Annotated in this window: 20 protein-coding genes; 10 read left to right on the top strand and 10 right to left on the bottom strand. The window is 58.9% G+C overall.

Translation table 11 applies throughout. The annotated features are described in order from the left end of the window. The first annotated feature begins 1 nt into the window (after position 1). The 3 genes from glcF to yghX all read left to right on the top strand — a co-directional run bounded on the left by glcF (position 2) and on the right by yghX (position 2,678). Positions 2–1,219, top strand: a complete 1,218-nt coding sequence (gene glcF / locus AC1RS8_RS10375; protein ID WP_407516459.1) for a glycolate oxidase subunit GlcF — start codon at positions 2–4, stop codon at positions 1,217–1,219. Positions 1,220–1,238: 19 nt separating this feature from the next. After that, positions 1,239–1,640: a heme-binding protein gene (locus AC1RS8_RS10370; RefSeq protein WP_218497701.1), complete on the top strand. Its 402-nt coding sequence runs from the start codon at positions 1,239–1,241 to the stop codon at positions 1,638–1,640. 150 nt (positions 1,641–1,790) lie between these two features. After that, the gene (gene yghX / locus AC1RS8_RS10365; protein WP_218497703.1) at positions 1,791–2,678 is read left to right on the top strand and encodes a YghX family hydrolase; all 888 of its coding nucleotides are present in this window, start codon (positions 1,791–1,793) and stop codon (positions 2,676–2,678) included. 141 nt (positions 2,679–2,819) lie between these two features. Here yghX and AC1RS8_RS10360 read toward each other — a convergent pair whose 3' ends face one another. Together AC1RS8_RS10360 and AC1RS8_RS10355 are read right to left on the bottom strand one after the other, a co-directional pair. After that, complete coding sequence (locus tag AC1RS8_RS10360) at positions 2,820–3,473, bottom strand: peroxiredoxin (protein WP_056727305.1); 654 nt, start codon at positions 3,471–3,473, stop codon at positions 2,820–2,822. Between the two features lie 123 nt (positions 3,474–3,596). Then, complete coding sequence (locus tag AC1RS8_RS10355) at positions 3,597–4,541, bottom strand: aldo/keto reductase (protein ID WP_174245523.1); 945 nt, start codon at positions 4,539–4,541, stop codon at positions 3,597–3,599. Positions 4,542–4,670: 129 nt separating this feature from the next. On the opposite strand from AC1RS8_RS10355, the gene AC1RS8_RS10350 reads away from it, so the two are divergent. From AC1RS8_RS10350 to AC1RS8_RS10330, 5 genes are all read left to right on the top strand, one after another. Next, on the top strand, positions 4,671–5,459 hold the full coding sequence (locus tag AC1RS8_RS10350; RefSeq protein WP_489338700.1) for an alpha/beta hydrolase: 789 nt from the start codon (positions 4,671–4,673) through the stop codon (positions 5,457–5,459). A 133-nt stretch (positions 5,460–5,592) separates the two neighbouring features. Then, positions 5,593–6,222, top strand: a complete 630-nt coding sequence (locus tag AC1RS8_RS10345) for a hypothetical protein (RefSeq protein WP_407516464.1) — start codon at positions 5,593–5,595, stop codon at positions 6,220–6,222. Between the two features lie 19 nt (positions 6,223–6,241). Then, on the top strand, positions 6,242–6,907 hold the full coding sequence (locus AC1RS8_RS10340; protein WP_223502976.1) for a helix-turn-helix transcriptional regulator: 666 nt from the start codon (positions 6,242–6,244) through the stop codon (positions 6,905–6,907). Positions 6,908–7,082: 175 nt separating this feature from the next. Beyond that, the gene (locus tag AC1RS8_RS10335) at positions 7,083–7,943 is read left to right on the top strand and encodes a CAP domain-containing protein (RefSeq protein WP_150814604.1); all 861 of its coding nucleotides are present in this window, start codon (positions 7,083–7,085) and stop codon (positions 7,941–7,943) included. 388 nt (positions 7,944–8,331) lie between these two features. Further along, positions 8,332–8,733 carry a GFA family protein gene (locus AC1RS8_RS10330; RefSeq protein ID WP_489338701.1) on the top strand — a complete coding sequence of 134 codons (402 nt, stop codon included), beginning with the start codon at positions 8,332–8,334 and terminating at the stop codon, positions 8,731–8,733. 253 nt (positions 8,734–8,986) lie between these two features. Here AC1RS8_RS10330 and AC1RS8_RS10325 read toward each other — a convergent pair whose 3' ends face one another. Continuing rightward, on the bottom strand, positions 8,987–9,619 hold the full coding sequence (locus tag AC1RS8_RS10325) for a Vgb family protein (protein ID WP_090457930.1): 633 nt from the start codon (positions 9,617–9,619) through the stop codon (positions 8,987–8,989). 35 nt (positions 9,620–9,654) lie between these two features. Continuing rightward, positions 9,655–10,875 carry a helix-turn-helix domain-containing protein gene (locus AC1RS8_RS10320; RefSeq protein ID WP_489338702.1) on the bottom strand — a complete coding sequence of 407 codons (1,221 nt, stop codon included), beginning with the start codon at positions 10,873–10,875 and terminating at the stop codon, positions 9,655–9,657. Between the two features lie 84 nt (positions 10,876–10,959). Here AC1RS8_RS10320 and AC1RS8_RS10315 point away from each other — a divergent pair, with 84 nt between their 5' ends. Next, the gene (locus tag AC1RS8_RS10315; RefSeq protein ID WP_489338703.1) at positions 10,960–11,718 is read left to right on the top strand and encodes a DUF899 domain-containing protein; all 759 of its coding nucleotides are present in this window, start codon (positions 10,960–10,962) and stop codon (positions 11,716–11,718) included. A gap of 117 nt (positions 11,719–11,835) precedes the next feature. On the opposite strand, the gene AC1RS8_RS10310 is transcribed toward AC1RS8_RS10315, so the two are convergent. The 5 genes from AC1RS8_RS10310 to AC1RS8_RS10290 form a co-directional block, all read right to left on the bottom strand. After that, entirely contained in the window at positions 11,836–12,603 is a 768-nt protein-coding gene (locus tag AC1RS8_RS10310; RefSeq protein ID WP_154861996.1) for an amino acid ABC transporter ATP-binding protein, read from the bottom strand. After that, entirely contained in the window at positions 12,600–13,259 is a 660-nt protein-coding gene (locus tag AC1RS8_RS10305; protein ID WP_154861997.1) for an amino acid ABC transporter permease, read from the bottom strand. The genes AC1RS8_RS10310 and AC1RS8_RS10305 overlap by 4 nt, the downstream gene beginning before the upstream one ends. Before the next feature lie 10 nt (positions 13,260–13,269). Next, on the bottom strand, positions 13,270–13,917 hold the full coding sequence (locus tag AC1RS8_RS10300) for an amino acid ABC transporter permease (protein WP_102671893.1): 648 nt from the start codon (positions 13,915–13,917) through the stop codon (positions 13,270–13,272). A 63-nt stretch (positions 13,918–13,980) separates the two neighbouring features. After that, on the bottom strand, positions 13,981–14,769 hold the full coding sequence (locus AC1RS8_RS10295; RefSeq protein WP_489338704.1) for an ABC transporter substrate-binding protein: 789 nt from the start codon (positions 14,767–14,769) through the stop codon (positions 13,981–13,983). A gap of 200 nt (positions 14,770–14,969) precedes the next feature. Next, positions 14,970–18,017: an aminotransferase class III-fold pyridoxal phosphate-dependent enzyme gene (locus tag AC1RS8_RS10290; protein WP_489338705.1), complete on the bottom strand. Its 3,048-nt coding sequence runs from the start codon at positions 18,015–18,017 to the stop codon at positions 14,970–14,972. Positions 18,018–18,156: 139 nt separating this feature from the next. Between AC1RS8_RS10290 and AC1RS8_RS10285 the strand changes: the two genes are divergently transcribed. Beyond that, a complete protein-coding gene (locus AC1RS8_RS10285; protein WP_102671896.1) occupies positions 18,157–18,597 on the top strand; it encodes an Lrp/AsnC family transcriptional regulator in 441 nt (146 codons plus the stop codon). 168 nt (positions 18,598–18,765) lie between these two features. Here the strand turns inward: AC1RS8_RS10285 and AC1RS8_RS10280 are convergent, their stop codons facing one another. Further along, positions 18,766–19,848 (bottom strand): sterol desaturase family protein, encoded by a 1,083-nt coding sequence (locus AC1RS8_RS10280; RefSeq protein WP_489338706.1) that lies wholly within the window; start codon positions 19,846–19,848, stop codon positions 18,766–18,768. Between the last annotated feature and the right edge of the window lie 11 nt (positions 19,849–19,859).

Below are 19,859 nucleotides of genomic sequence, written 5' to 3'. Positions count from 1 at the left end.
CATGCAGACGACCTTGAGTGAACGCGCCAGCAAATTGCCCCGCGCCGCAGAAGCCGAAAGCATCCTGCGCACCTGCGTGCACTGCGGGTTCTGCAATGCCACGTGCCCGACCTATCAATTGCTCGGCGATGAACTGGACGGACCACGGGGTCGCATTTACCTGATCAAGCAGGTGCTGGAAGGCAACGACGTCACGCAAAAGACCCAGCAGCACCTGGACCGCTGCCTGTCGTGCCGCAACTGCGAAACCACCTGTCCGTCGGGCGTCGACTACCACAACCTGCTGGACATCGGGCGGGCGGTGGTCGATGCGGCAGTGCCACGCCCCCTCGGTCAGCGCCTGTTGCGCGAAGGGTTGCGGCAGACCGTGCCGCATCCAGATTTGTTTAAAAGCCTGATCAATGGCGGCCAAGTGTTCCGCGCACTGCTGCCCGACTCCCTGCAAAGCAAATTGCCGCGCAGTGCATACCCGGCCAAACCGCGACCCATGACCCTGCGCGAGCGTCAGGTGCTGATGCTCGAAGGTTGCGTGCAGCCCAGTCTGTCACCCAACACCAATGCCGCGGCGGCGCGGGTGCTGGACCGCTTGGGGATCAGCGTCATCGCGAGCCGCGAAGCCGGTTGCTGCGGCGCCGTGGACTACCACCTGGACGCCCAGGCCGCCGGCCTCGATCGTGCCCGGCGCAACATCGACGCGTGGTGGCCGAGCCTGGAAAAAGGCGCCGAGGCGATTGTGCAGACCGCCAGCGGTTGCGGCGCCTTCATCAAGGATTACGGCCACCTGCTCGCCAGCGACCCGGCCTATGCCGACAAGGCGAAAAAGGTCAGTGCGCTGGCCAGGGATCTGGTGGAAGTGTTGCGCGACGAACCGCTGGAGCAACTCGGCATCCACGCCTCGCAACGTCTGGCTTTCCATTGCCCGTGCACCTTGCAGCACGGGCAGAAACTCGGCGGTGCCGTGGAAGCGCTGCTGACCGGACTCGGTTTCAACCTGACGTCCGTCCCCGACGGGCACCTGTGCTGCGGTTCGGCGGGCACCTATTCGCTGACCCAGCCCGAACTGTCGCGACAACTGCGAGACAACAAGCTCGACGCCCTGGAAAGCGGCCATCCCGAGGTCATTGTCACGGCCAACATCGGCTGCCAGTCGCACCTCGACGGCGCAGGGCGAACCCCGGTGCGGCACTGGATCGAACTGGTCGAAGCCAACTTGCCTTAACCGAACCCTGGAGATGCCCATGAACCGCAAAGCTGTCCTGAGCCAGGCCGAAGTCGGCCAGATCATCAAAGCCGCCCGCGCCGAAGCACAGGCCAATCAATGGGCCGTGACCATAGTGGTGGTCGATGACGGCGGCCACCCGCTGGCCCTCGAACGCCTCGACGGCTGCGCACCTGCCAGCGTGTATATCGCTACCGAAAAGGCACGCACCTCAGCCCTCGGGCGACGCGAATCGAAAAGCTATGAGGACATGGTCAACGCCGGGCGCTACGCTTTCCTCTCGGCACCCTTGCTGACTTCGCTTGAGGGTGGCGTACCGATTGTTTTCGATGGGCAGGTGATAGGCGCTGTCGGGGTGTCGGGGGTCAAGCCTGAACAGGATGCGCAGGTAGCGAAGGCCGGGGCGCAGAGCGTGAAATGAGGTTTTGGCATCACCACTTCCCCCTGTGGGAGCGAGCTTGCTCGCGATAGTGGCAGACCAGTCGACATCTATGTTGAATGACATTCCGCCATCGCGAGCAAGCTCGCTCCCACAGGGTCCGTGTTAAGCCAGTCATGAGGAGTTGCAGCAATGACCCGTCTAACTGCCAAAGACTTTTCCCCGCAACTGCTGGAACTGTACGACTACTACGCCCACGGCAAGATCAACCGCCGGGAGTTTCTCGACCGTGCGGCGCTGTTTACCTTCGGCGGTTTGACCGCTGGAGCCCTGCTCGCCGCGCTAAGCCCCAACTATGCGCTGGCCGAGCAGGTCTCCTTCACCGATCCGGAGATTATTGCCGAGTACATCACCTACCCCTCGCCCAAGGGCCACGGCCAAGTTCGCGGTTATCTGGTGCGTCCGGCCAAAGCCACCGGCAAAGTACCAGCAGTGGTGGTCGTGCACGAAAACCGCGGGCTCAACCCGTACATCGAAGATGTGGCCCGGCGGCTGGCCAAGTCCGGTTTCATCGCCCTCGCCCCGGACGGCCTGAGTTCGGTCGGCGGTTATCCGGGCAATGACGACAAGGGCCGCGAGCTTCAGGCCAAGGTCGACCCGGAAAAGCTGATGAACGACTTTTTCGCCGCCGTCGAATGGATGATGAAACACCCTGCCGCTACGGGAAAAGTCGGCATCACCGGATTCTGCTACGGCGGTGGCGTGACCAACGCCGCCGCGGTGGCCTACCCGGAACTGGGGGCCGCCGTGTCGTTTTATGGCCGTCAGCCAACGGCCGAGGAAGTGCCCCGGATCAAGGCCCCGGTGATGCTGCACTACGGCGAACTGGACACGCGGATCAACGAAGGCTGGCCCGCCTATGAGCAAGCGTTGAAGGCCGGGGGCAAGACCTATGAGGCCTACATTTATCCGGGCTGCAATCATGGCTTTCACAATGATTCGACGCCGCGCTTCGACGAGGCGGCGGCCAAGCTGGCGTGGGAGCGGACGTTGGGGTGGTTTCGCAAGTATCTGGTTTGACCAGAAGTTGAGGCAGGCAGGACTGGCCTCATCGCGAGCAAGCTCGCTCCCACATTGGATCTCTGTAGTACACAGATTTTGTGTTCACCAAAGATCCCTGTGGGAGCGAGCTTGCTCGCGATGGCGGTATGACTGTTGGGACTACTTCGGCTGAGCCACGGTCCGCAGATACGGCTTCAGGGTCTTGAAGCCATCCGGGTATTTCTTCTTCGCGTCTTCATCGGACACTGAGGTCGGGATGATTACGTCTTCACCCGGCCGCCAGTTCACTGGCGTGGCGACGGTGTGTTTGGCATTGAGTTGCAGGGAATCAAGCAGACGCAGCACTTCATCGAAATTGCGCCCGGCGCTCATTGGGTAGATCAGCATGGCCTTGACCTTCTTGTCCGGGCCGACGATGAACACCGAACGCACCGTGGCGTTGTCCACTGCCGTGCGCGCGCCGCCGCTGGCATTGGGGTGGATCATGTCGTAGAGCTTGGCCACCACCAGGTTTTCGTCGCCGATCAGCGGGTAGTTCACCGCCGTGCCCTGGGTCTCGGCGATGTCACCGACCCAACGGTTGTGGTCACTGACAGGGTCGACGCTGAGGCCCAGGACCTTGGTGTTGCGCTTGTCGAATTCCGGTTTGAGTTTGGCCAGGTAACCCAGTTCGGTGGTGCACACCGGGGTGAAATCCTTGGGATGGGAAAACAGGATGGCCCAGCCATCGCCGATCCATTGGTGAAAGTTGAGGGTGCCTTCGGTGGTGTCGGCGGTGAAATCCGGTGCTTCGTCGCCAATGCGGATAGCCATGTTCGATCTCCTTGCAGTGATGGACAGGGACGCCGTCAGGGCAGCGAATGCGCTTTCAACGGCATGGACGCGACTCAGTATAGGAGAGGTTCGGCGACTCGCCGCAACGGGTTGAACACGTCGCTAGCCCACCAGCGCAATCAGTTGCTGACGCTGGGCATCGGTGAGCATCGGGCCGAAACCGGCCCGGACATTTTCCGCCATGTAGCGCGGGTTGCCGGTGCCGGGAATCACGCAGGTCACCGCCGAATGTGACAGCAGGTACTTCAGTGCCAGTTGCGGCCAACTCTTGACTCCGACTTGCGCCGCCCAGCCTGGCAGCGGCTTATCTTTCAGTTTGGCCAGCAAGCCGCCACCGCCAAACGGCCGGTTGCAGATCACCGCCACTCCCCGCTCGCGGCACAACGGCAGCAGGCGTTTCTCGACGCCGCGATCATCCAGGGCGTAGTTGATCTGCAAGAAATCCACTGGCTCGGCCTTGAGTACCGCTTCCACTTCTTCATAGGCCGACGCCGTGTAATGGGTGATGCCGATGTAGCGGATGCGCCCAGCTTCCTTCCAGTGGCGCAGGGTCGGCAGGTGCGTCCGCCAGTCCAACAGGTTGTGGATCTGCATCAGGTCGATCCGGTCGGTCTGCAACAGGGCGAAGGATTGTTCCATCTGCGCGATGCCTTCTTCGCGGCCCCGGGTCCACACCTTGGTGGCCAGAAAGGCCGGCGAGCGCGGCTCATGGATCGACAGCAGTTCGCCGGTGGTCTGTTCGGCGCGACCGTACATCGGCGAGCTGTCGATCAGCTTGCCACCCTTCTCGAACAACGCGTCCAGCACCGCGGGCAAGTCCTTGTAGGCCGGTTGCGAAGGCTCGACATCGAATCCGCGATAAGTGCCCAACCCTACGATCGGCAAGGACTCGTTGCTGGAAGGAATGGCGCGGGTCTGCATGGTCTTGCCTCCTGTTCCCGTCGACGGCACGGGTTGTGCCCCCGCCTGACCGAACGTGAAGACCGCCGAAGCACCGGCAGCCAGCGTGAGTATTGCTCGACGGGTGTACCCCACAGGATGGCTCATAAAACGCTTCTCACCAGTCGCCAGGGTCCGGCCTGTTGCGCCGACAATACGGATAACCCTCGCAAAGGGTCGATTGACTACACTCAGAAAGCCTTGTGGCGCCAGCCATTTTCAAACCCCGAGCAGTCAATGCCGCCCACTAACGTTAGTCGAATGTCGCGCACCCTGTTGTTACTCGTCGTCTTCGTCGCTGCGTTGTACCTGGCGCTGTGCGTGGCGCTGTTCGTTTTCCAGCGAGCGCTGATTTACTACCCGCAACCGCGCGCCGTCGGTACAGACGCGACGCTGCTCACCCTGCCGACTGCCGACGCACAGGTGCTGGTGTCCATCCGACCGCACAAGGGACCCAACGCGCTGATTTATTTTGGCGGCAATGCCGAAGACGTCTCGCGCAACCTGCCCGGGTTCTCCCAAGCGTTCCCTGACTACGCCCTGTATCTGCTGCATTACCGGGGTTATGGCGGGAGTTCCGGCTCGCCTTCCGAAGAGGCCATTGCCCGCGATGCCATCACCTTGTTCGACCAGGTACATGCCAGCCATCCGCATGTGGCAGTGGTCGGACGCAGCCTGGGTTCCGGGGTGGCCGTGCGCCTGGCCAGCGAGCGTCCGGCGGCGCGACTGGTGCTGATCACGCCCTACAACAGCCTCGAAGGGCTCGCCGCCCGTCAGTTCCGCTGGTTTCCGGTGCGCTGGTTGTTGAAGGACAAGTTTCAGTCCTGGCGGTACGCCGCCCGCATCACCGTGCCGACATTGTTGATCGCGGCCGAGCATGACGAGGTGATTGCGCGCTCAAGCACCGAGCGCCTGTTGAGTCACTTCACCCGTGGTGTGGCGTCATTGCAGGTCATTGCGGGGACGGGCCATAACTCGATCAGTGACAGCCCCGACTACCTCAAACGTCTGCGTGAAGGGTTGTAAAACCTGAGTGCAACATGCCTTTCCCATGACGAAATACGACCGTTAATCCGAGAGTTCACTCACGCCCATTAAAAACATATTTTTATGCTTATATTGATATTGTCGAACATTCCCACTCTCAGAGGGTGCCGTCATGAATATCAAGATCCTGGCTTTGCTCCTGCTGGCTTTCTGTGCGCAACCGGTCTGGAGCCAGACGCCTGCCGCCTCACCTGCCGCTGCCGACAGCCCCGCGCTGAGCACACGCCTGGCCCTTCGCGACCTTTGGGTCGAACACATTTTCTGGATCAGAAACTACGCGCTGGCCAATCAATCCGCCGACCAGAAGCAAGCCAAAGTGGCGGCGGACCAGGTGGTCGACAACGCCACCAAAATCGCCAACAGCATCGCCCCGCTCTACGGCCAACCGGCAGCCGATCAGTTGCTCAAGCTGCTTGCCGGTCATTGGGGCGCGGTGAAACACTACAGCGATGCCACCGTCGCGAAAGACGCGAAAGGCAAGCAGGCTGCCGTCACCGAGTTGACCGGCAATGCCAAGGCGATTGCGGCTTTCCTGGCCACCGCCAACCCCAATCTGCCTGAAGCCACGCTGGTCAACATGTTGTCGGCCCATGGCGGTCACCACGTCGCCCAGATCGATGAATTCTCGGCACACGATTACACCGGTGAAGCCCGCACCTGGGCGATGATGCGCACGCACATCCTGGCCCTGGCCGATGCCTTGACCGGCGCGCTGGTCAAGCAATTCCCGGACAAGTTCTGATATCGCGCGAGGGCACACCATGCTGGAAGGACTGGGCCGAACACAGCAGGACCTGCTCAACGCACTGCTGCACCATGGGGGCGGCATGAGCATTGACGAGTTGGCTGAGCACCTGGCAGTCACGCGCACGGCGATCCGCCAACACCTGGCGGCGCTGGAGCGTGACGCTCTGGTGCTGCGCGGCGAAACCCGGCCGACGGGCCGCCGCCCTGAGCAGTTGTATCAGCTCACCGACCACGCGCGGGAGCAGTTCCCTCGCCATTATCAGCTACTGGCCAGCGTATTGATTGATGAAGTCGCTGCCATCATCGGCCCTGAAGCCCTGGCTTCACTGATGCGCAGCATGGGCCGCAAACTGGCTTCGGACCGTGAACAGCAGGTCGTGGATGAAGCCAGGATCGTGCAGCACATGAACCAGGCAGGCTACGAAGCCGAGGTGTTTTTTCGCTCAGGCGGCACCCCGGAAATCGTCGCGCATAACTGCGTGTTCCATCGCCTGGCCGCTGCCCACCCGGTGGTCTGCGAACTGGACCTGGCCTTGATTGGCGCGTTGGGCGGCGGTGAAGTCGAGCACAGCGAGTGCATGGTGCGCGGCGGGCATGTCTGTCGCTTCAGGCTGCGTCCGAGCGAAACCCCGGACGTCGCGACAGAGCCTGCTTCAGGCAATACCGATCAGCCAGCCTAGCGCTGGCGTGACAACCGTTGCTGCCGGTTTCCGACGACCTGACACCCTTCGTCGGACTCATGGCTTCGCCCGTAAATAGACAGGTGCCCGCCGTGAACCTTGTTTCAAGGCACCAGTCATAGCCCAGCGTTTTTCCCCACTTTCTTCGTTGTCATCTCATCAGAGTTGTCCGTCCATGCGCCAAACTGTCGTTGCCTTGCGCTTTTCTTCGCTGTGCCTGTTTTCCCTGCTCCCTGTTTTTGCAAGCCCCGCCCACGCCGATGGGCAACGGCAACTGGTAGACGCCATCAATGACTATCGCGCCCATCCGCAACGCTGCGACCGGCGGCCGACGCAACGCTTATCACCCCTGACGCTCAAGTCGAACCTGGCCCTGCCCGTTGGCTATGGCGGTGGGTTGCGGGACCGGTTAAAGGCTTCCGGCTATCAGGCCACCATGGTGCGGTCCATCCGCGTGGTGGGTGCACGGGATGCCGAAGAAGCCTTCGATATGTTCCAGGACGAGCACTGCGCGGCACTGCTCGACAATCAATACGCCGACATCGGCGTCAGCCGCGCCGGAAGTGAGTGGCAAGTGGTGCTGGCACGGCCGGTGCTCGACGGGAAAACCGGCGATCCACGCAGCGCCGCTCAGGCGTTGCTGGCGCAGGTAAACGCAGCCCGGGCCAAACCGCGACTGTGTGGTCGCCAGCGTTTCGCCGCCGCACGGCCGCTGTCCTGGAGTGCAGCCTTGGGCTCCGCGGCACAAAGCCACAGCAAGGATATGGCCTACGGCAACTATTTCGCCCACCAGGACGCCGACGGTGACATGCCCTCCGACCGCGCCAGGGCCGCTGGCTACCGTGGCCGGCAGATCGGTGAAAACATCGCCGCCGGGCAAGGTTCACCCAGCAAGGCCATGGCCGGCTGGCTCGCCAGCCCCGGGCACTGCGCCAACCTGATGAACCCGATGTTCACCCAGGTCGGCGCCGCTTACGCCGCCAACGCGCGCAGCGACAACGGTGTTTACTGGACGATGCTGTTTGGCGCGCCTTGAGCCGCTGACCGGACTCACCTTGCGGGCATTAAAAAGCCCGCACTGAGCGGGCTTTGTGGGTGAATGTAACAAGTAGGTGGCCGGTGCTGGTCTCCGGCTTACAAGGTTTATCAGGCCTCCCACAAAAGAGTCGTGAAACTGTAATGGAACTCTTCTGCTTCACACGGCATAAGGGCTGGATCCCAGCGCGGGGATCTTTCTAACCGTGTACCCTTCGGAACGCGCCCCACGTCTCCTTGCTATCCTTTTGCGCATCAGTCTGCGTCTTCACCTACAGTTTTGAGGATAGCAAAACAGACACATTTGCCAACCGGGCTTTTAGACCGATTTCGACCAGCAGAAAACATGGCAGGACGGAAAAATACTATCGATCCACGGATGACTTTACATGGATGAGTTTCACCACGGCAGTTGCCTCTGCGGCGCCGTCAAATATCGCTTGTCGACCGAGCTGAAAGCCGTCACCCATTGCCATTGCAGCCAATGCCGAAAGGGCCATGGGGCTGCATTTGCAACCTATGCCAGCGCACCCGCCTCGGCGCTTGGCATCATGACCGGTGCAGATTCGCTGAAGGCGTATGAATCGTCCAGGGGTGTCACACGGCAGTTCTGTTCTCACTGCGGATCTTCACTGTTCTGGTCTGACTCGACAGGAGCGTTTTCCGAGTGGATTTCGATTGCCCTCGGTACGCTGGATACGCCGTTCCGGCCAAACAAGCAAAAACATGTTTTTGTCAGCTCGAAAGCGGATTGGTACGACATCAACGATCAGCATCCACGAACGGACTGAGTGACTGGAGCCAGCTTGCTCGCGATGAGGTCAGCACATTCAACATTGATATCGACTGACCCACCGCTATCGCGAGCAAGCTCGCTCCCACAGTGATTTCGGTTGCTCGCAGATTTTGCGTACATCCACTAACCCTGTGGGAGCGAGCTTGCTCGCGATGGCGTCAAATCAGTCAACATCGATGTTGCCTGACACCCTGCATTCGCGAGCAAGCTCGCTCCCACACAGGTTGCACTTGGTAACCCGGCCACACTCATGCAGGCCGGCGCACCACCCTCACCTTGCCGCTATCGCCGCCACCGCAGAACAACCGCTCGCCACCATCGGACTCCAGCCCCGACACGCCCACGCCTTCGGGCATTTTCAGGCTCTGCAGCACTTCGCCCGTTTGCGGATCGATCCGGCGCAGCTCGCTTTCATCGCCTTCCCACGTACCGTGCCACAGCGCGCCGTCCACCCAGGTCACGCCGGTGACGAAACGGTTGGATTCGATGGTGCGCAGGATCTTGCCATTCTCGGGGTCGATCTGGTGGATCTTGCGTTCGCGGTACTGGCCCACCCACAACGTCCCTTCGGCCCAGGTCAGCCCCGAATCGGCGCCTGCGCCGGGAGCAGGAATCGTCGAGAGGATGCGACCGGTGCGGGGGTCGATCTTGTGGATGCGGTCTTCGGCGATCTGGAACAGGTGCTCCCCGTCAAACGCGGTGCCGGCATGGGCAGCGACATCGATCGAGCTCAGCAACTTGCCGCTTTCCGGGTCCAGGGCGTTGATTTTGCTGTTGCATGCGAACCAGACCTTTTCGCCATCCCAGGTGACGCCGCACACGTGGTCGACATCGGCAAACGGGCCATATTCACGAATGATTTCAGCAGTTGCGTGTTTCATCTGGCATTCCTCGATGGGGTTTGGTGCCGTTCATCCTAACCACCGGGCAGCGGCGCCGGGAGTAACAAGGTCGTCGCGAATCCCGGCACGGGCGGCGTCATCCAGCGCCGCGCGCGACCACGGCCAAACCACTGCACCTTGCCCTGCTCCGCCAGCGCATCGAGCGCCCGTTGCACCGTGCGCTGGCTGGTACCCAGCGCCAGTGCCAGGGCGGAACTGGACCACGACTCGCCATCGGCGAGGCAGGCAAACACCGCGGCAAATTTTTCCTCGACCGGTTGCGCCAGCGTCACCACTTGCGTACACACCGGCGATTGCAGGGCATAACCGCGCGCTGTCGCGATGACGCCGGCCAACGGCTTGAGTGCTTTACGCAGCCTGCCGATTTCCACGCGAAGCCGGGCGCGATGGGATTCATCCGAAAGCTTCAGACGGAACGCCCGGGCGATCAACACTTCCCGCTCAACGTCGGCGGGCCACGCCTCAGCCAACACACGGGCGAGCACGAACAGGATTGGCCGCGTCGCGAGCGACACCGACATGCCACAACCGCGCACAACGTACCGGCAGGCGTCCACCACCAGTGACGTTGAACAGAACAATGCTTCAACATCATCGAGCAACAGCGGCCGTACTTCACCCTGGGCAATCAGGCGTGCCGCGGGGGCATCGAGCAGATACACAGCGTGTTGGACCTCAGCCATCAGCGCGGCAATCCCGGCTCGACCGGCAGCCTGCCCGGCCCTGTTCAACGCTTCCCGCGCCGCGTGCGATTGCAGGCGCCGAATGGCAATCCCCGCCAGTACCAGTTCATGGGTTGCCCGCAAGGCCGGTGGCAATGGGCCGGGGTCGAGTCCGGCCAGCAACTGCTGTGCCTCATCGAGCTGGCCGATCAGCAGCAAACGGCGGATTTGCAGATATCGCGCATGGGCGGCATTGACCCGGTCACCGTGGTGTTCAAGGGTGACCCGCGCCGTTTCGAGCGCCTTGACCGGCCACCCGAGCTCCCGCGAAGCCAGGGCGATTTCGGCCTCGGCCACCACACAGCGCGCCCGGGCCAGCACTTCCTTGGGCGCAAAGGCCCGTTGCGCCCGCTTGACCAGCGCCCTGGCCCGCACCAGATCGCCCAGTTGCGCCATGGCGATACCGCGCAGGGCCAGGGCCGGCGCATCGTCGCGCAAGGCCACGCGGTCCAGTGCGCCCAGCGGATTGCCCGCCGCCAGCGCCTGTGCAGCTGCCGTGATCATCGAGTCCATCGTAATCCCGCCACGCTTGTCACTCCCATCATTCGATACCCGGGTTTAGTCTAAATCACGACCTTTCACCAGGAGCGTACAACGATGAACACCCACAAAACCGCGACCCGGGAACAGTGGCTGGCGGCACGTTTGCAACTGCTTGAAGCGGAAAAGGCACTGACCCGACGCAGCGATGATGTGGCCAGGCAACGCCAGGCATTGCCATGGTTTCGCCTCGACAAGACGTACCGCTTCGATACCGACAACGGCAGCGCCACCCTGGCCGAACTCTTTCAAGGGCGCTCGCAACTGCTGGTCTACCACTTCATGTTCGGCCCCGACTACACGGCCGGCTGCCCTTCCTGCTCAGCCATCGCCGATGGCTTCGACCCCATCGTCGTCCACCTGGCGAACCACGACGTGACCCTGATGGCGATATCCCGCGCACCCTTGGCGAAACTGCAGGCCTACAAGCGCCGAATGGGCTGGACCTTCCCCTGGGCCTCGGCCGCCGATAGCGACTTCACCGCCGACTTCAATGTCTACTTCACCGAAGCGCAGCAGCGCGAAGGCTTGATCGAATACAACTACCAGCGTGGCGGCCATGCCATGGACGCCAGCCAGATCCCGGAACCGGTGAAACAGTTCGCCGCGACCTGTGGCACCGATGCGCCGACCTATACCCGCGACCGGCCGGGGTTGAGTACGTTTGTGCTGGAGGACGGCGAGATTTATCACACCTACTCCACCTACGCGCGGGGCCTGGACGGATTGTGGAGCATGTACCAATGGCTCGACCGCGCGCCCAAGGGCCGCAATGAAACGGGGCCTTGGTGGCGTCGGCATGATGAGTACCGGTGAGCGCCAGCGGTGTCGCTGACCGCCGATGAAAACGTCCGCCAGTTTGTCCACCAGCGCAGGCTTGGTCTGCGAGACTAGGTTTTGCAAGATCACGCAAGATTTGTGGGAAGGCGCAACTTATCTATCGTGCAGATGTTTTTTCAAGAATGACCGGGTTCGTTCCTGGACAGGGTTTTGCAGGATCTCTTGCGGCGCCCCCTCCTCTACTACAACCCCGCCGTCCATAAAGACAATCCGGTCTGCCACTTCGCCGGCAAAGCGCATTTCATGAGTGACGATCAACATCGTCATGTGCTCCGCAGCGAGTTGCTTCATGACCAGGTTGACCTCTTCGACAAGCTCAGGGTCCAGTGCCGATGTAGCCTCATCGAACAACATGACTTTTGGTTGCATCGCCAGTGCCCTTGCTATGGCAACGCGCTGTTTCTGTCCGCCTGACAGGCGAGAAGGATACTCATCGAACTTGTTGGCCAAGCCAACTTTTGACAAGTATTCCATTGCCAACTCACGAGATGCCTTTTTTGTAAGGCCCTTGAGTTTTATCGGACCAAGAGCGATGTTTTCATACACGGTCAAATGCGGAAATAGATTGAAGTGTTGAAATACCATACCCATCTGCTGACGCACAGCATTTATATGCTGTTCAAACGCACGACCTTTCAATGGCCGATTGACTTGCTCACCCTCTAACCATATCTCGCCATCGTCAAGCACCTCCAGGTGGTTGATTGACCGCAGAAGCGTGCTTTTGCCAGATCCACTTGGGCCGATGATGGCGACAATTTGTCCGCGAGATATGGAAAGATCGATTCCCTTGAGTACTTCAAGTGCTCCGTAAGCCTTGCGAGCGCCCTTCACCTCAACCATGAATTCCTTGCTGATCATCGTGACATCTCTACCTTGTTTTCGAGAAGATGCAGACCGGCTTCGAGAACTAGATTGGCTGCATAATAAATAACCGCGACAGTCAGATAAAACTCAAACGGGCTATAGGTCTCGCTCACGGCAAGTTGCGCGCTGTACACCAACTCGGCAATACCGATTATGGAAACCAGAGAGGTGTCCTTCAACAGGACAATCAGATTGTTTCCCAGCGGCGCAATAGTCCTGCGAAGCGCCTGCGGTACGATGATGTAACGCTGAGTCTGTCCGCGACTGAGACCAATGGAGCGGGCACCTTCAATTTGACCAGGGTCCACCGATACCACACCGGCACGAATAACGTCGGCATTGTAGACGGCAAAGTGCAAACTGAGGCCTATGATGCCTGCCACCAGGGCAGGAATATCAATCCCCACTTGTACAAGACCATAATAAATCAAGTACAACTGAAGAAGCAGTGGAGTGCCCATGAGCAACCACGTCATAAAACGCACGGGCAGCGCCAGGATCCTGGGCGCATAAAGAACGATGAGTGCAAAGGCTACCCCTGCCATCAAACTCAATATGCTGGAACTTACAAACATCACAACCGTCCACCAAAGACCGGTCGCAAGTAGCTCGGAATAGGGTGTAACTATACTAAGATCCAGGCTTTGCATCTGAATGCTCTCACCTTGCCGCGAAGCGATTATCGAGATAGTCAACAACAAATCTGACCGAGTAGACCATCACGATGTAAAGCAGTGCCGACACCATGAAAATCTCAAAAGGTTTGTACGTTGAACTGATAAAGCGTTGCGCTGTATATGAAAGCTCAACAACAGAGATCGTCGACACCAGTGCAGAACCTTTGATAAGAGCGACAGCGTTCACTCCCAGCGGCCTGATCATCAACTTTGCAGCTTGTGGCAGCGTGATAAACCATAAGGTCTGGCCACGCCCGAAACCAATCGAACGTGCAGCTTCTTCCTGGCCTGGGTCAACGTTGGTGATAGCGCCACGAATGGATTCCGCCATGTAGGCAGCGATGTTCAGGCCCAAGCCGATTACCCCTGCGGCAAACGGCTCCAGTTCAATTCCGATCTGCGGCCCACCAAAGTAAATGATGAACAGCTGAACCAGGCAGGGAGTGCCGCGAAAAACGCTGATGTAGAGTCTTGCAAGGTATCGAAATGCGAGAACAGTGGACAACCGGGCAGCAACCAGCACGATTGCGACCAGAAAACCAAGCAGAAGAGCAAGTACAGAGATTTGCACCGTAATCCAGGCCGCCTCCAGGAAAAACGGGAATGTGCGTTGTATGAGAGTCAGATCCATGGGAACGCTCGGAAAAGTCGGATTGGCTGGCCCGACGACAGGTCGGGCCATGCTGAACATGAATCAGCGGATATCGTTGCCAATCCACTTCATCGAGATCTTTTCGTAGGTGCCATCGGCGAGCATGTCTTCAAGCGCCTTCTGCATGGTCGCCTTGAGCTCAGGGTTATTCTTGCGCAGGGCAATGCCCATGCCTTCAATGCCACCATCGCTATCCGGTGGAGTAATGATGCGAACCTTCTGCCCTGTTTCTTTGACAGCGACCAACACCGGAACACTGTCCATCACTATCGCATCGATGCGCCCGGCCTCCAGGTCGACAAGCATTTCGGGAAGACCTTTGTACGTTCTCACCTTCAGGTTGCCGCGGGCCCTGGCCCATTTATCGTGTGCATCCCCAAGGGTAACGCCGACAACAACATCTTTAAGATCATCAAGACTTTTGATCGAAGAGTTGTCCTTCACTACGATCGTTCGGCCAGCGTGGTAATAAGGCCCAACAAAATCCACTGCTTTCTGGCGTTCCGGGGTAATGGTCATCGAAGCGATGATGGCGTCATATTTCTTCGCGAGAAGTCCTGCAATTATCCCGTCGAATGGCGTCGTGATGATCGTCACCTTTACCCCCATCCGCTCAGCCAGCGCCTCGCTGATGGAGGCGTCGAATCCGACGATCTGGTTCTGCTCGTTTGCAAAGCTGAAGGGAGAGTATTGACCGCTCATCGCGATACGGATCTCTTTGGAATCCTGGATCGACTTCAAATCATCAGCATGAACAGCTGAGGTGGAAATTAGCGCCGCTGCCGCCACGGTAGAAGCGACAATCAAACCCTTGAGCTTTTTAGTTAGCATGGATGGCACCTTGGAAGAATTGTTTATTATTTTCTTGGGGTTATTCACCCGGCCTTCATGAAAAGTCTTGCATAGGCACTTCTGGAAAGCACCCGGCAAGGTGTCAGCCAACCTGACACATTGCCGGAGTTGGCCGACACTATGTCGGGGAGCCACATCGTCCAACCTGGTGTCTTGTCGCACGCCCCGCCCTCTGCGATCTACCGGAGTGCGGCCTTAAAGCTTTCGTCCAGGACCTCAAGCAGAAAATCAGCGTTTGTCTGACTGAAAATCATCGATGGGCGCATTTTCAGAACATTGTCATGGGGGCCTTCAGTACCGATCAAAATACCTCGCTCCCTGGCACCATCGGCTACTTTCCTGGCCAGCTCCGTGGCTGGAACTTTCGTTTTGCGGTCCGTGACAAGTTCTATCCCGAGAAAAAGACCCAACCCGCGCACATCGCCTATTGCATCGTATCGCTGCTGCAACTTACGGAAGCCGTCAAGCAGATAGTTGCCAACGGTAAGTGCGTTGAGTTTCAGGTTATCGCGCTCAATTACATCGAGCACCGAGAGCCCTACAGCACATGAAACCGGACTGCCGGCGAAGGTATTGAAGTACTCCATGCCATTGTTGAAGCTGTCTGCAATTTCTCGCGTGGTCACAACCGCCGACATGGGATGCCCATTGCCAATGGGTTTGCCCATGGACACTGCATCGGGAACGACACCCTGGGTTTCAAAAGCCCACCAATGGCTACCTACGCGACCAAAGCCGACCTGGACTTCGTCAGCCAGGCAAAGACCGCCCTCTGCACGAACCATTGCATAGACTTCTTTCAAGTAGTTTTCCGGGAAGAAAAGTTGCCCGGCCACACTTGGAATGGACTCCGCCAAAAAGAACGCCGGGGATCTGCCCTGCTTGCGCATGAGTTCAATCTGATCCGCCACGCTTTCAGCGAAACGCTTGCCAAGTTCCTCGAACGACCAGTGATCCACACCACGGTAGGCATCCGGGACGGCCGCCTCAAACACATGATCTGCACGCCCTTTACCGGCTTTACGCTTGTACTTGTAAGGGCTGAGGTCGATCAGTTCCTGCGTAGTGCCGTGGTAAGCCCAATCCAGCACAATTGCATCGTTACGCCCCGTGTGATTGCGCGCCATACGCAGCATGAGGCTGTTTGCTTCACTTCCCGAACACCCGAAGGAAGCGACCGCCAGACCTTCAGGCAAGGTAGCCGTGAGCCGCTCTGCATACTCAACGATATTATCGTGCAGATAACGCGTGTTCGTGTTCAGGCGTGATGCCTGCCGCGAAAGCGCTTGCACCACATCTGGGTGGGAGTGGCCGAGATGGCACACGTTATTGAAGCAGTCCAGATACGCCCGACCAAAGTTGTCGATCAACCAGACCCCGTCACCGCGAACGAACTTGATCGGATCTGAATAGGAAATCGACAGGTTTGGAAGCAACAACTCCTTACGCTTCGCAACAATCTCTGCCTTGGTGCGTCCGTCCTGGCTGTAGGTTTCCGGAGGAATCCCCGCGAGTGTCGATGCATCGGGAAAAATGTCGGCCCATACCTCAAGATAAGCCCGTTCACCTACGCCGATGAATTCGCTCGCTTTCAACGCTGTGTCCGTGGACATTTGAAAATGCACATGGGGAATCCATCCGCCATTTTCCGTATCCGCTCCCATGTATCCCACAAGCGCGCCAGCCTCCAGGCGGTCACCGGGCTTGAGCCGCGCCAAGGCTTCATGAGCCATATGCCCCCACAGCGTCAGGAATGGCGGGCAACCTTCAGGCGAGTGCTCGAGCATGATCAAACCACCATAACCAAGCGGCTCATGCTCGACCTCGACGCTCTGCACCACACCGGCAACGGGCGTATAGAGAGGCGTTCCAGCGGGCATGATCAAGTCGACACCGACGTGAAGGATCCGACGCTGCCCTTCAATGAATCGTGATTCAAACGCCGTGTCGGTGTAGATGGTCCTTTCCTCGCCCCATGGCCCGATACCGAGCGGCACCTTGTGTTCGGCAGAAAAATCGTTCCACCACTTCGTTGCCTGCGCTGGACGTTGCTCGGCTGAAGCGATAGTCATCACATGCGAAGCGTCTCCGAACGGAGCAATGACCTTGTTCATCGTCGCAGCGGATGGACGCACGATATCCGCGAAGGACTTGCTGTTTTCGGCCACCCAGCGGCGAACCGCACCAGCGCCTTCGATCGCGTCAAAACCACAGGCTTTACGCAAGATCGCAGTCGCCAGACGAGGGTTCATGCGATCCATCCTTTCCAGAAGGCGCCAGGCCGGCGCTTCGCTGATGCCAAGGTAGGGATTGTCTTGCGTTCGGTCGTATCGCGATGCCGACAAGGTGACGCTCGTGACCAGGCGCATCGCAATGAGATTGAAGAGGACGTCAAGCTCCTCCGGCTGCAGAGGGTACTTCTCATGGAAACCGGCCGTGAGGGCGGCAGCCGCGCCGATTGGATCTTCCGTGTCGAGAATGGAATAGGCGCAGGTGATGGCGACTTCGGCAATCAGAATCGTATGGACCGCATCGCCAAAATCGATGATGCCCGAGACTTTCTGATGATTGCGGGAATCGACGAGGATGTTCCAGTCGTTGCCGTCATTGTGAATGACTTGTGCACGCAGTCGCGAAAGCTTCGGTTGAACGGTTTTTTCGAAACGTTCAATGAAGCGTTCCAGAATGGCCCTTCTGCCAGGATCTTTCACGAAATGCAGGCGTGAACTCGAACGTGCGGCGTGACGCAAATCCCAGTCGAGATCACGTACCGCGCCTGGATGCATGAAGCCCTGAAGTGCACGATCTATCTCACCGAACGATTGGCCAAGGCTGCGCATCAATTCGAACGTGCGCTCGACCTCGGCAAGCGGTGTTCCGTGCAACCAGCTGACCAGGCGGACCGCATGGGTTTCGCCGGAGGGCGCTACCGCAGAGGCCAGGTATTCACCGGCAAGGCTTTTCTTGAGAAAAGGCACGGTAAGCTCGGGACTGTGCGTGGCGAGGTGACTGAGAATGGCTGTCTGAAACTCGCTTTCAACTCGAGGTTCAGTCGAGTTAACAACTTTCAGAATCCATCCGGCATCGGTTCCTGTATTCAACCGGTAGTTGCGGTCGCGCTCGCCATCCAGAGGCGTGGCCGTACCGATAACGTTGAAAAGCTGCTCACTCAGTTTTTCGGCATCCCCTGTCGAGAACTGGGGGGCAGGATGGGAAAGATTTGTCATGGTAATTGTTTTCCAAGCCATTTTTTTCAGATAGCTTGGCACGCAAAGCCTTGGACGGCAGTAGGTATACGGTCGGCTTCAGCCTGCATATTGTCGGAATCGACCGGCACAATTTCGGTAGCAAAATTAGGGAGTTCTGATGCGCGACCTGGACACGAAAGATCGCGAAATACTCGAAATTCTTTCCAAAGAGGCTCGAATTGCCCTGAAGGCCTTGGCAGCAAGAATCGGGCTTTCAAGAAGTGCTACCAGCGAGCGAGTCATCAACCTTGAACGCAATGGTGTGATCAGAGGCTACCGAGCTGATATCGGCGAAATCGATGCCAACGTGATTCGCGCAATCCTTCTTGTATGCCTGAAACGCACACCCGCAATCAGCTTGCTGGACCTGCTTGCCCAAAACTCGCAGGTACGACGAGTCTCCTCGGTCAGTGGCCAACTCGATCTGGTCATTGAGGTCGAATCGCGAACTATTGATGATCTGAATCGAGTCAGAGATGCAGTAGCCAGTCACGAAATCGTTGAAGACATCACCACCGCTGTCGTTCTGCGGCGCGATATTGATCGGCAGAGTTCCTGATTGGCAACGGGTGTAATCAAGTCGGCGGAATCGTCGCCAGCATACCGATCAGGATGGTCAACAGCAGAAAACCGCCGAGAAAAATCGTCATCTTGGCCATGGGGCCTCCCACACTATGAATTGGCGGTACAGGGGCGGCGTGTGCTGCCCGAGCGGCGTACCGAAGACTTATTGTGGGCTGGCGGCTGTATCCGTTACAGAGGCAGATTGCGCTGAAAAATACGGATCAGATCCGTTTTCAGGCTGTGCTTTCGGGGGTTTTCCCGGAAGGAGTTTGCGGGCGATGTCCACGAAAGGCGTGACGATCAACCCCTGCAGCGTCAGGTAACGCTCGTGATCCTGTTCACCGGTGCCGAAGTGAATGGCCTCGGGTGTGGACCGGGTGACGTAGAGCGTGCCGAACATCCAGTCCCACAGTGACAGATTGATGCCGAAGTTCTTGTTGAAGTGTCGCGGCGCATCGCTGTGATGAATCTGGTGTTGCGCCGGGCTGCTCAGCATCCGTTCCAGCACCGGCCCGAAGGATAACCAGACATGGCTGTGACGCAGGTTGGCCGCCAGGCCATTGAAGATGAACACCATGTAGGTCACGCCAAACAAGGTATAGCGGCTGATCTCCCCGCCGCAGGCGTACCAGAAGACCCCGGCAAATGCACCGACGCAGATGATATCCGTGAGCTTTTCAACCACTTCTTCCAGAAAGTGCACGCGGCTGGCCGTCGCCGGCACCAGCACGGGCGCCGAATGATGGACTTTGTGGAAGGCCCACAGATACCGCGAATGGAAAGCGCGATGGCCCCAGTAATGGCTGAAATCCTTGACCAGAAATACCCCCAGCCCATAGAGCAGGGTCAGCGCCAGGTTCTCTTCCACTTGCGTACGCGCGCCCCACAGCTGGGTGAAGAACGCGATGTAGTCCGCTGAACGCAAGACGTACGGATCGACCAGGCCGACGATGGGCAGCACCAGGGCAACCTTGAGGATGGCGAGTACGAAGTAGTAGCGGTAGTCGAGCAGCGCCGAGCGATGCAGGTACACCCGGCAGCCGCCGATGAACTGCCCGAATGAGCGCGCGTCGGTCAAGCCCCGGGATTTGCGGTAGCGGAACAGGCAATAGGCGACGCTGTAAGACATGCAGAGAAAGGCTAGACCGAGTCTGCCGTTGAAGTCGAAAATGCCCAGGAACTGCCGGGTGACCGGCTCGATCACCCACTGGGATAAATGAAGATGGATTGCGGCGAAAACATCCATGCCAGGCTGCC

This window comes from Pseudomonas sp. GW821-FHT12A04, assembly GCF_058807755.1.
Note: the sequence above shows the minus strand (reverse complement) of the source record. Positions and strands in the feature narration are given on the sequence as shown.

Coding starts and splice junctions, on each gene's coding strand:
- glcF (WP_407516459.1), top strand. CDS start 2: ATGCAGACGACCTTGAGTGAACGCGCCAGCAAATTGCCCCGCGCCGCA.
- AC1RS8_RS10370 (WP_218497701.1), top strand. CDS start 1,239: ATGAACCGCAAAGCTGTCCTGAGCCAGGCCGAAGTCGGCCAGATCATC.
- yghX (WP_218497703.1), top strand. CDS start 1,791: ATGACCCGTCTAACTGCCAAAGACTTTTCCCCGCAACTGCTGGAACTG.
- AC1RS8_RS10360 (WP_056727305.1), bottom strand. CDS start 3,473: ATGGCTATCCGCATTGGCGACGAAGCACCGGATTTCACCGCCGACACC.
- AC1RS8_RS10355 (WP_174245523.1), bottom strand. CDS start 4,541: ATGAGCCATCCTGTGGGGTACACCCGTCGAGCAATACTCACGCTGGCT.
- AC1RS8_RS10350 (WP_489338700.1), top strand. CDS start 4,671: ATGCCGCCCACTAACGTTAGTCGAATGTCGCGCACCCTGTTGTTACTC.
- AC1RS8_RS10345 (WP_407516464.1), top strand. CDS start 5,593: ATGAATATCAAGATCCTGGCTTTGCTCCTGCTGGCTTTCTGTGCGCAA.
- AC1RS8_RS10340 (WP_223502976.1), top strand. CDS start 6,242: ATGCTGGAAGGACTGGGCCGAACACAGCAGGACCTGCTCAACGCACTG.
- AC1RS8_RS10335 (WP_150814604.1), top strand. CDS start 7,083: ATGCGCCAAACTGTCGTTGCCTTGCGCTTTTCTTCGCTGTGCCTGTTT.
- AC1RS8_RS10330 (WP_489338701.1), top strand. CDS start 8,332: ATGGATGAGTTTCACCACGGCAGTTGCCTCTGCGGCGCCGTCAAATAT.
- AC1RS8_RS10325 (WP_090457930.1), bottom strand. CDS start 9,619: ATGAAACACGCAACTGCTGAAATCATTCGTGAATATGGCCCGTTTGCC.
- AC1RS8_RS10320 (WP_489338702.1), bottom strand. CDS start 10,875: ATGGACTCGATGATCACGGCAGCTGCACAGGCGCTGGCGGCGGGCAAT.
- AC1RS8_RS10315 (WP_489338703.1), top strand. CDS start 10,960: ATGAACACCCACAAAACCGCGACCCGGGAACAGTGGCTGGCGGCACGT.
- AC1RS8_RS10310 (WP_154861996.1), bottom strand. CDS start 12,603: ATGATCAGCAAGGAATTCATGGTTGAGGTGAAGGGCGCTCGCAAGGCT.
- AC1RS8_RS10305 (WP_154861997.1), bottom strand. CDS start 13,259: ATGCAAAGCCTGGATCTTAGTATAGTTACACCCTATTCCGAGCTACTT.
- AC1RS8_RS10300 (WP_102671893.1), bottom strand. CDS start 13,917: ATGGATCTGACTCTCATACAACGCACATTCCCGTTTTTCCTGGAGGCG.
- AC1RS8_RS10295 (WP_489338704.1), bottom strand. CDS start 14,769: ATGCTAACTAAAAAGCTCAAGGGTTTGATTGTCGCTTCTACCGTGGCG.
- AC1RS8_RS10290 (WP_489338705.1), bottom strand. CDS start 18,017: ATGACAAATCTTTCCCATCCTGCCCCCCAGTTCTCGACAGGGGATGCC.
- AC1RS8_RS10285 (WP_102671896.1), top strand. CDS start 18,157: ATGCGCGACCTGGACACGAAAGATCGCGAAATACTCGAAATTCTTTCC.
- AC1RS8_RS10280 (WP_489338706.1), bottom strand. CDS start 19,848: ATGGATGTTTTCGCCGCAATCCATCTTCATTTATCCCAGTGGGTGATC.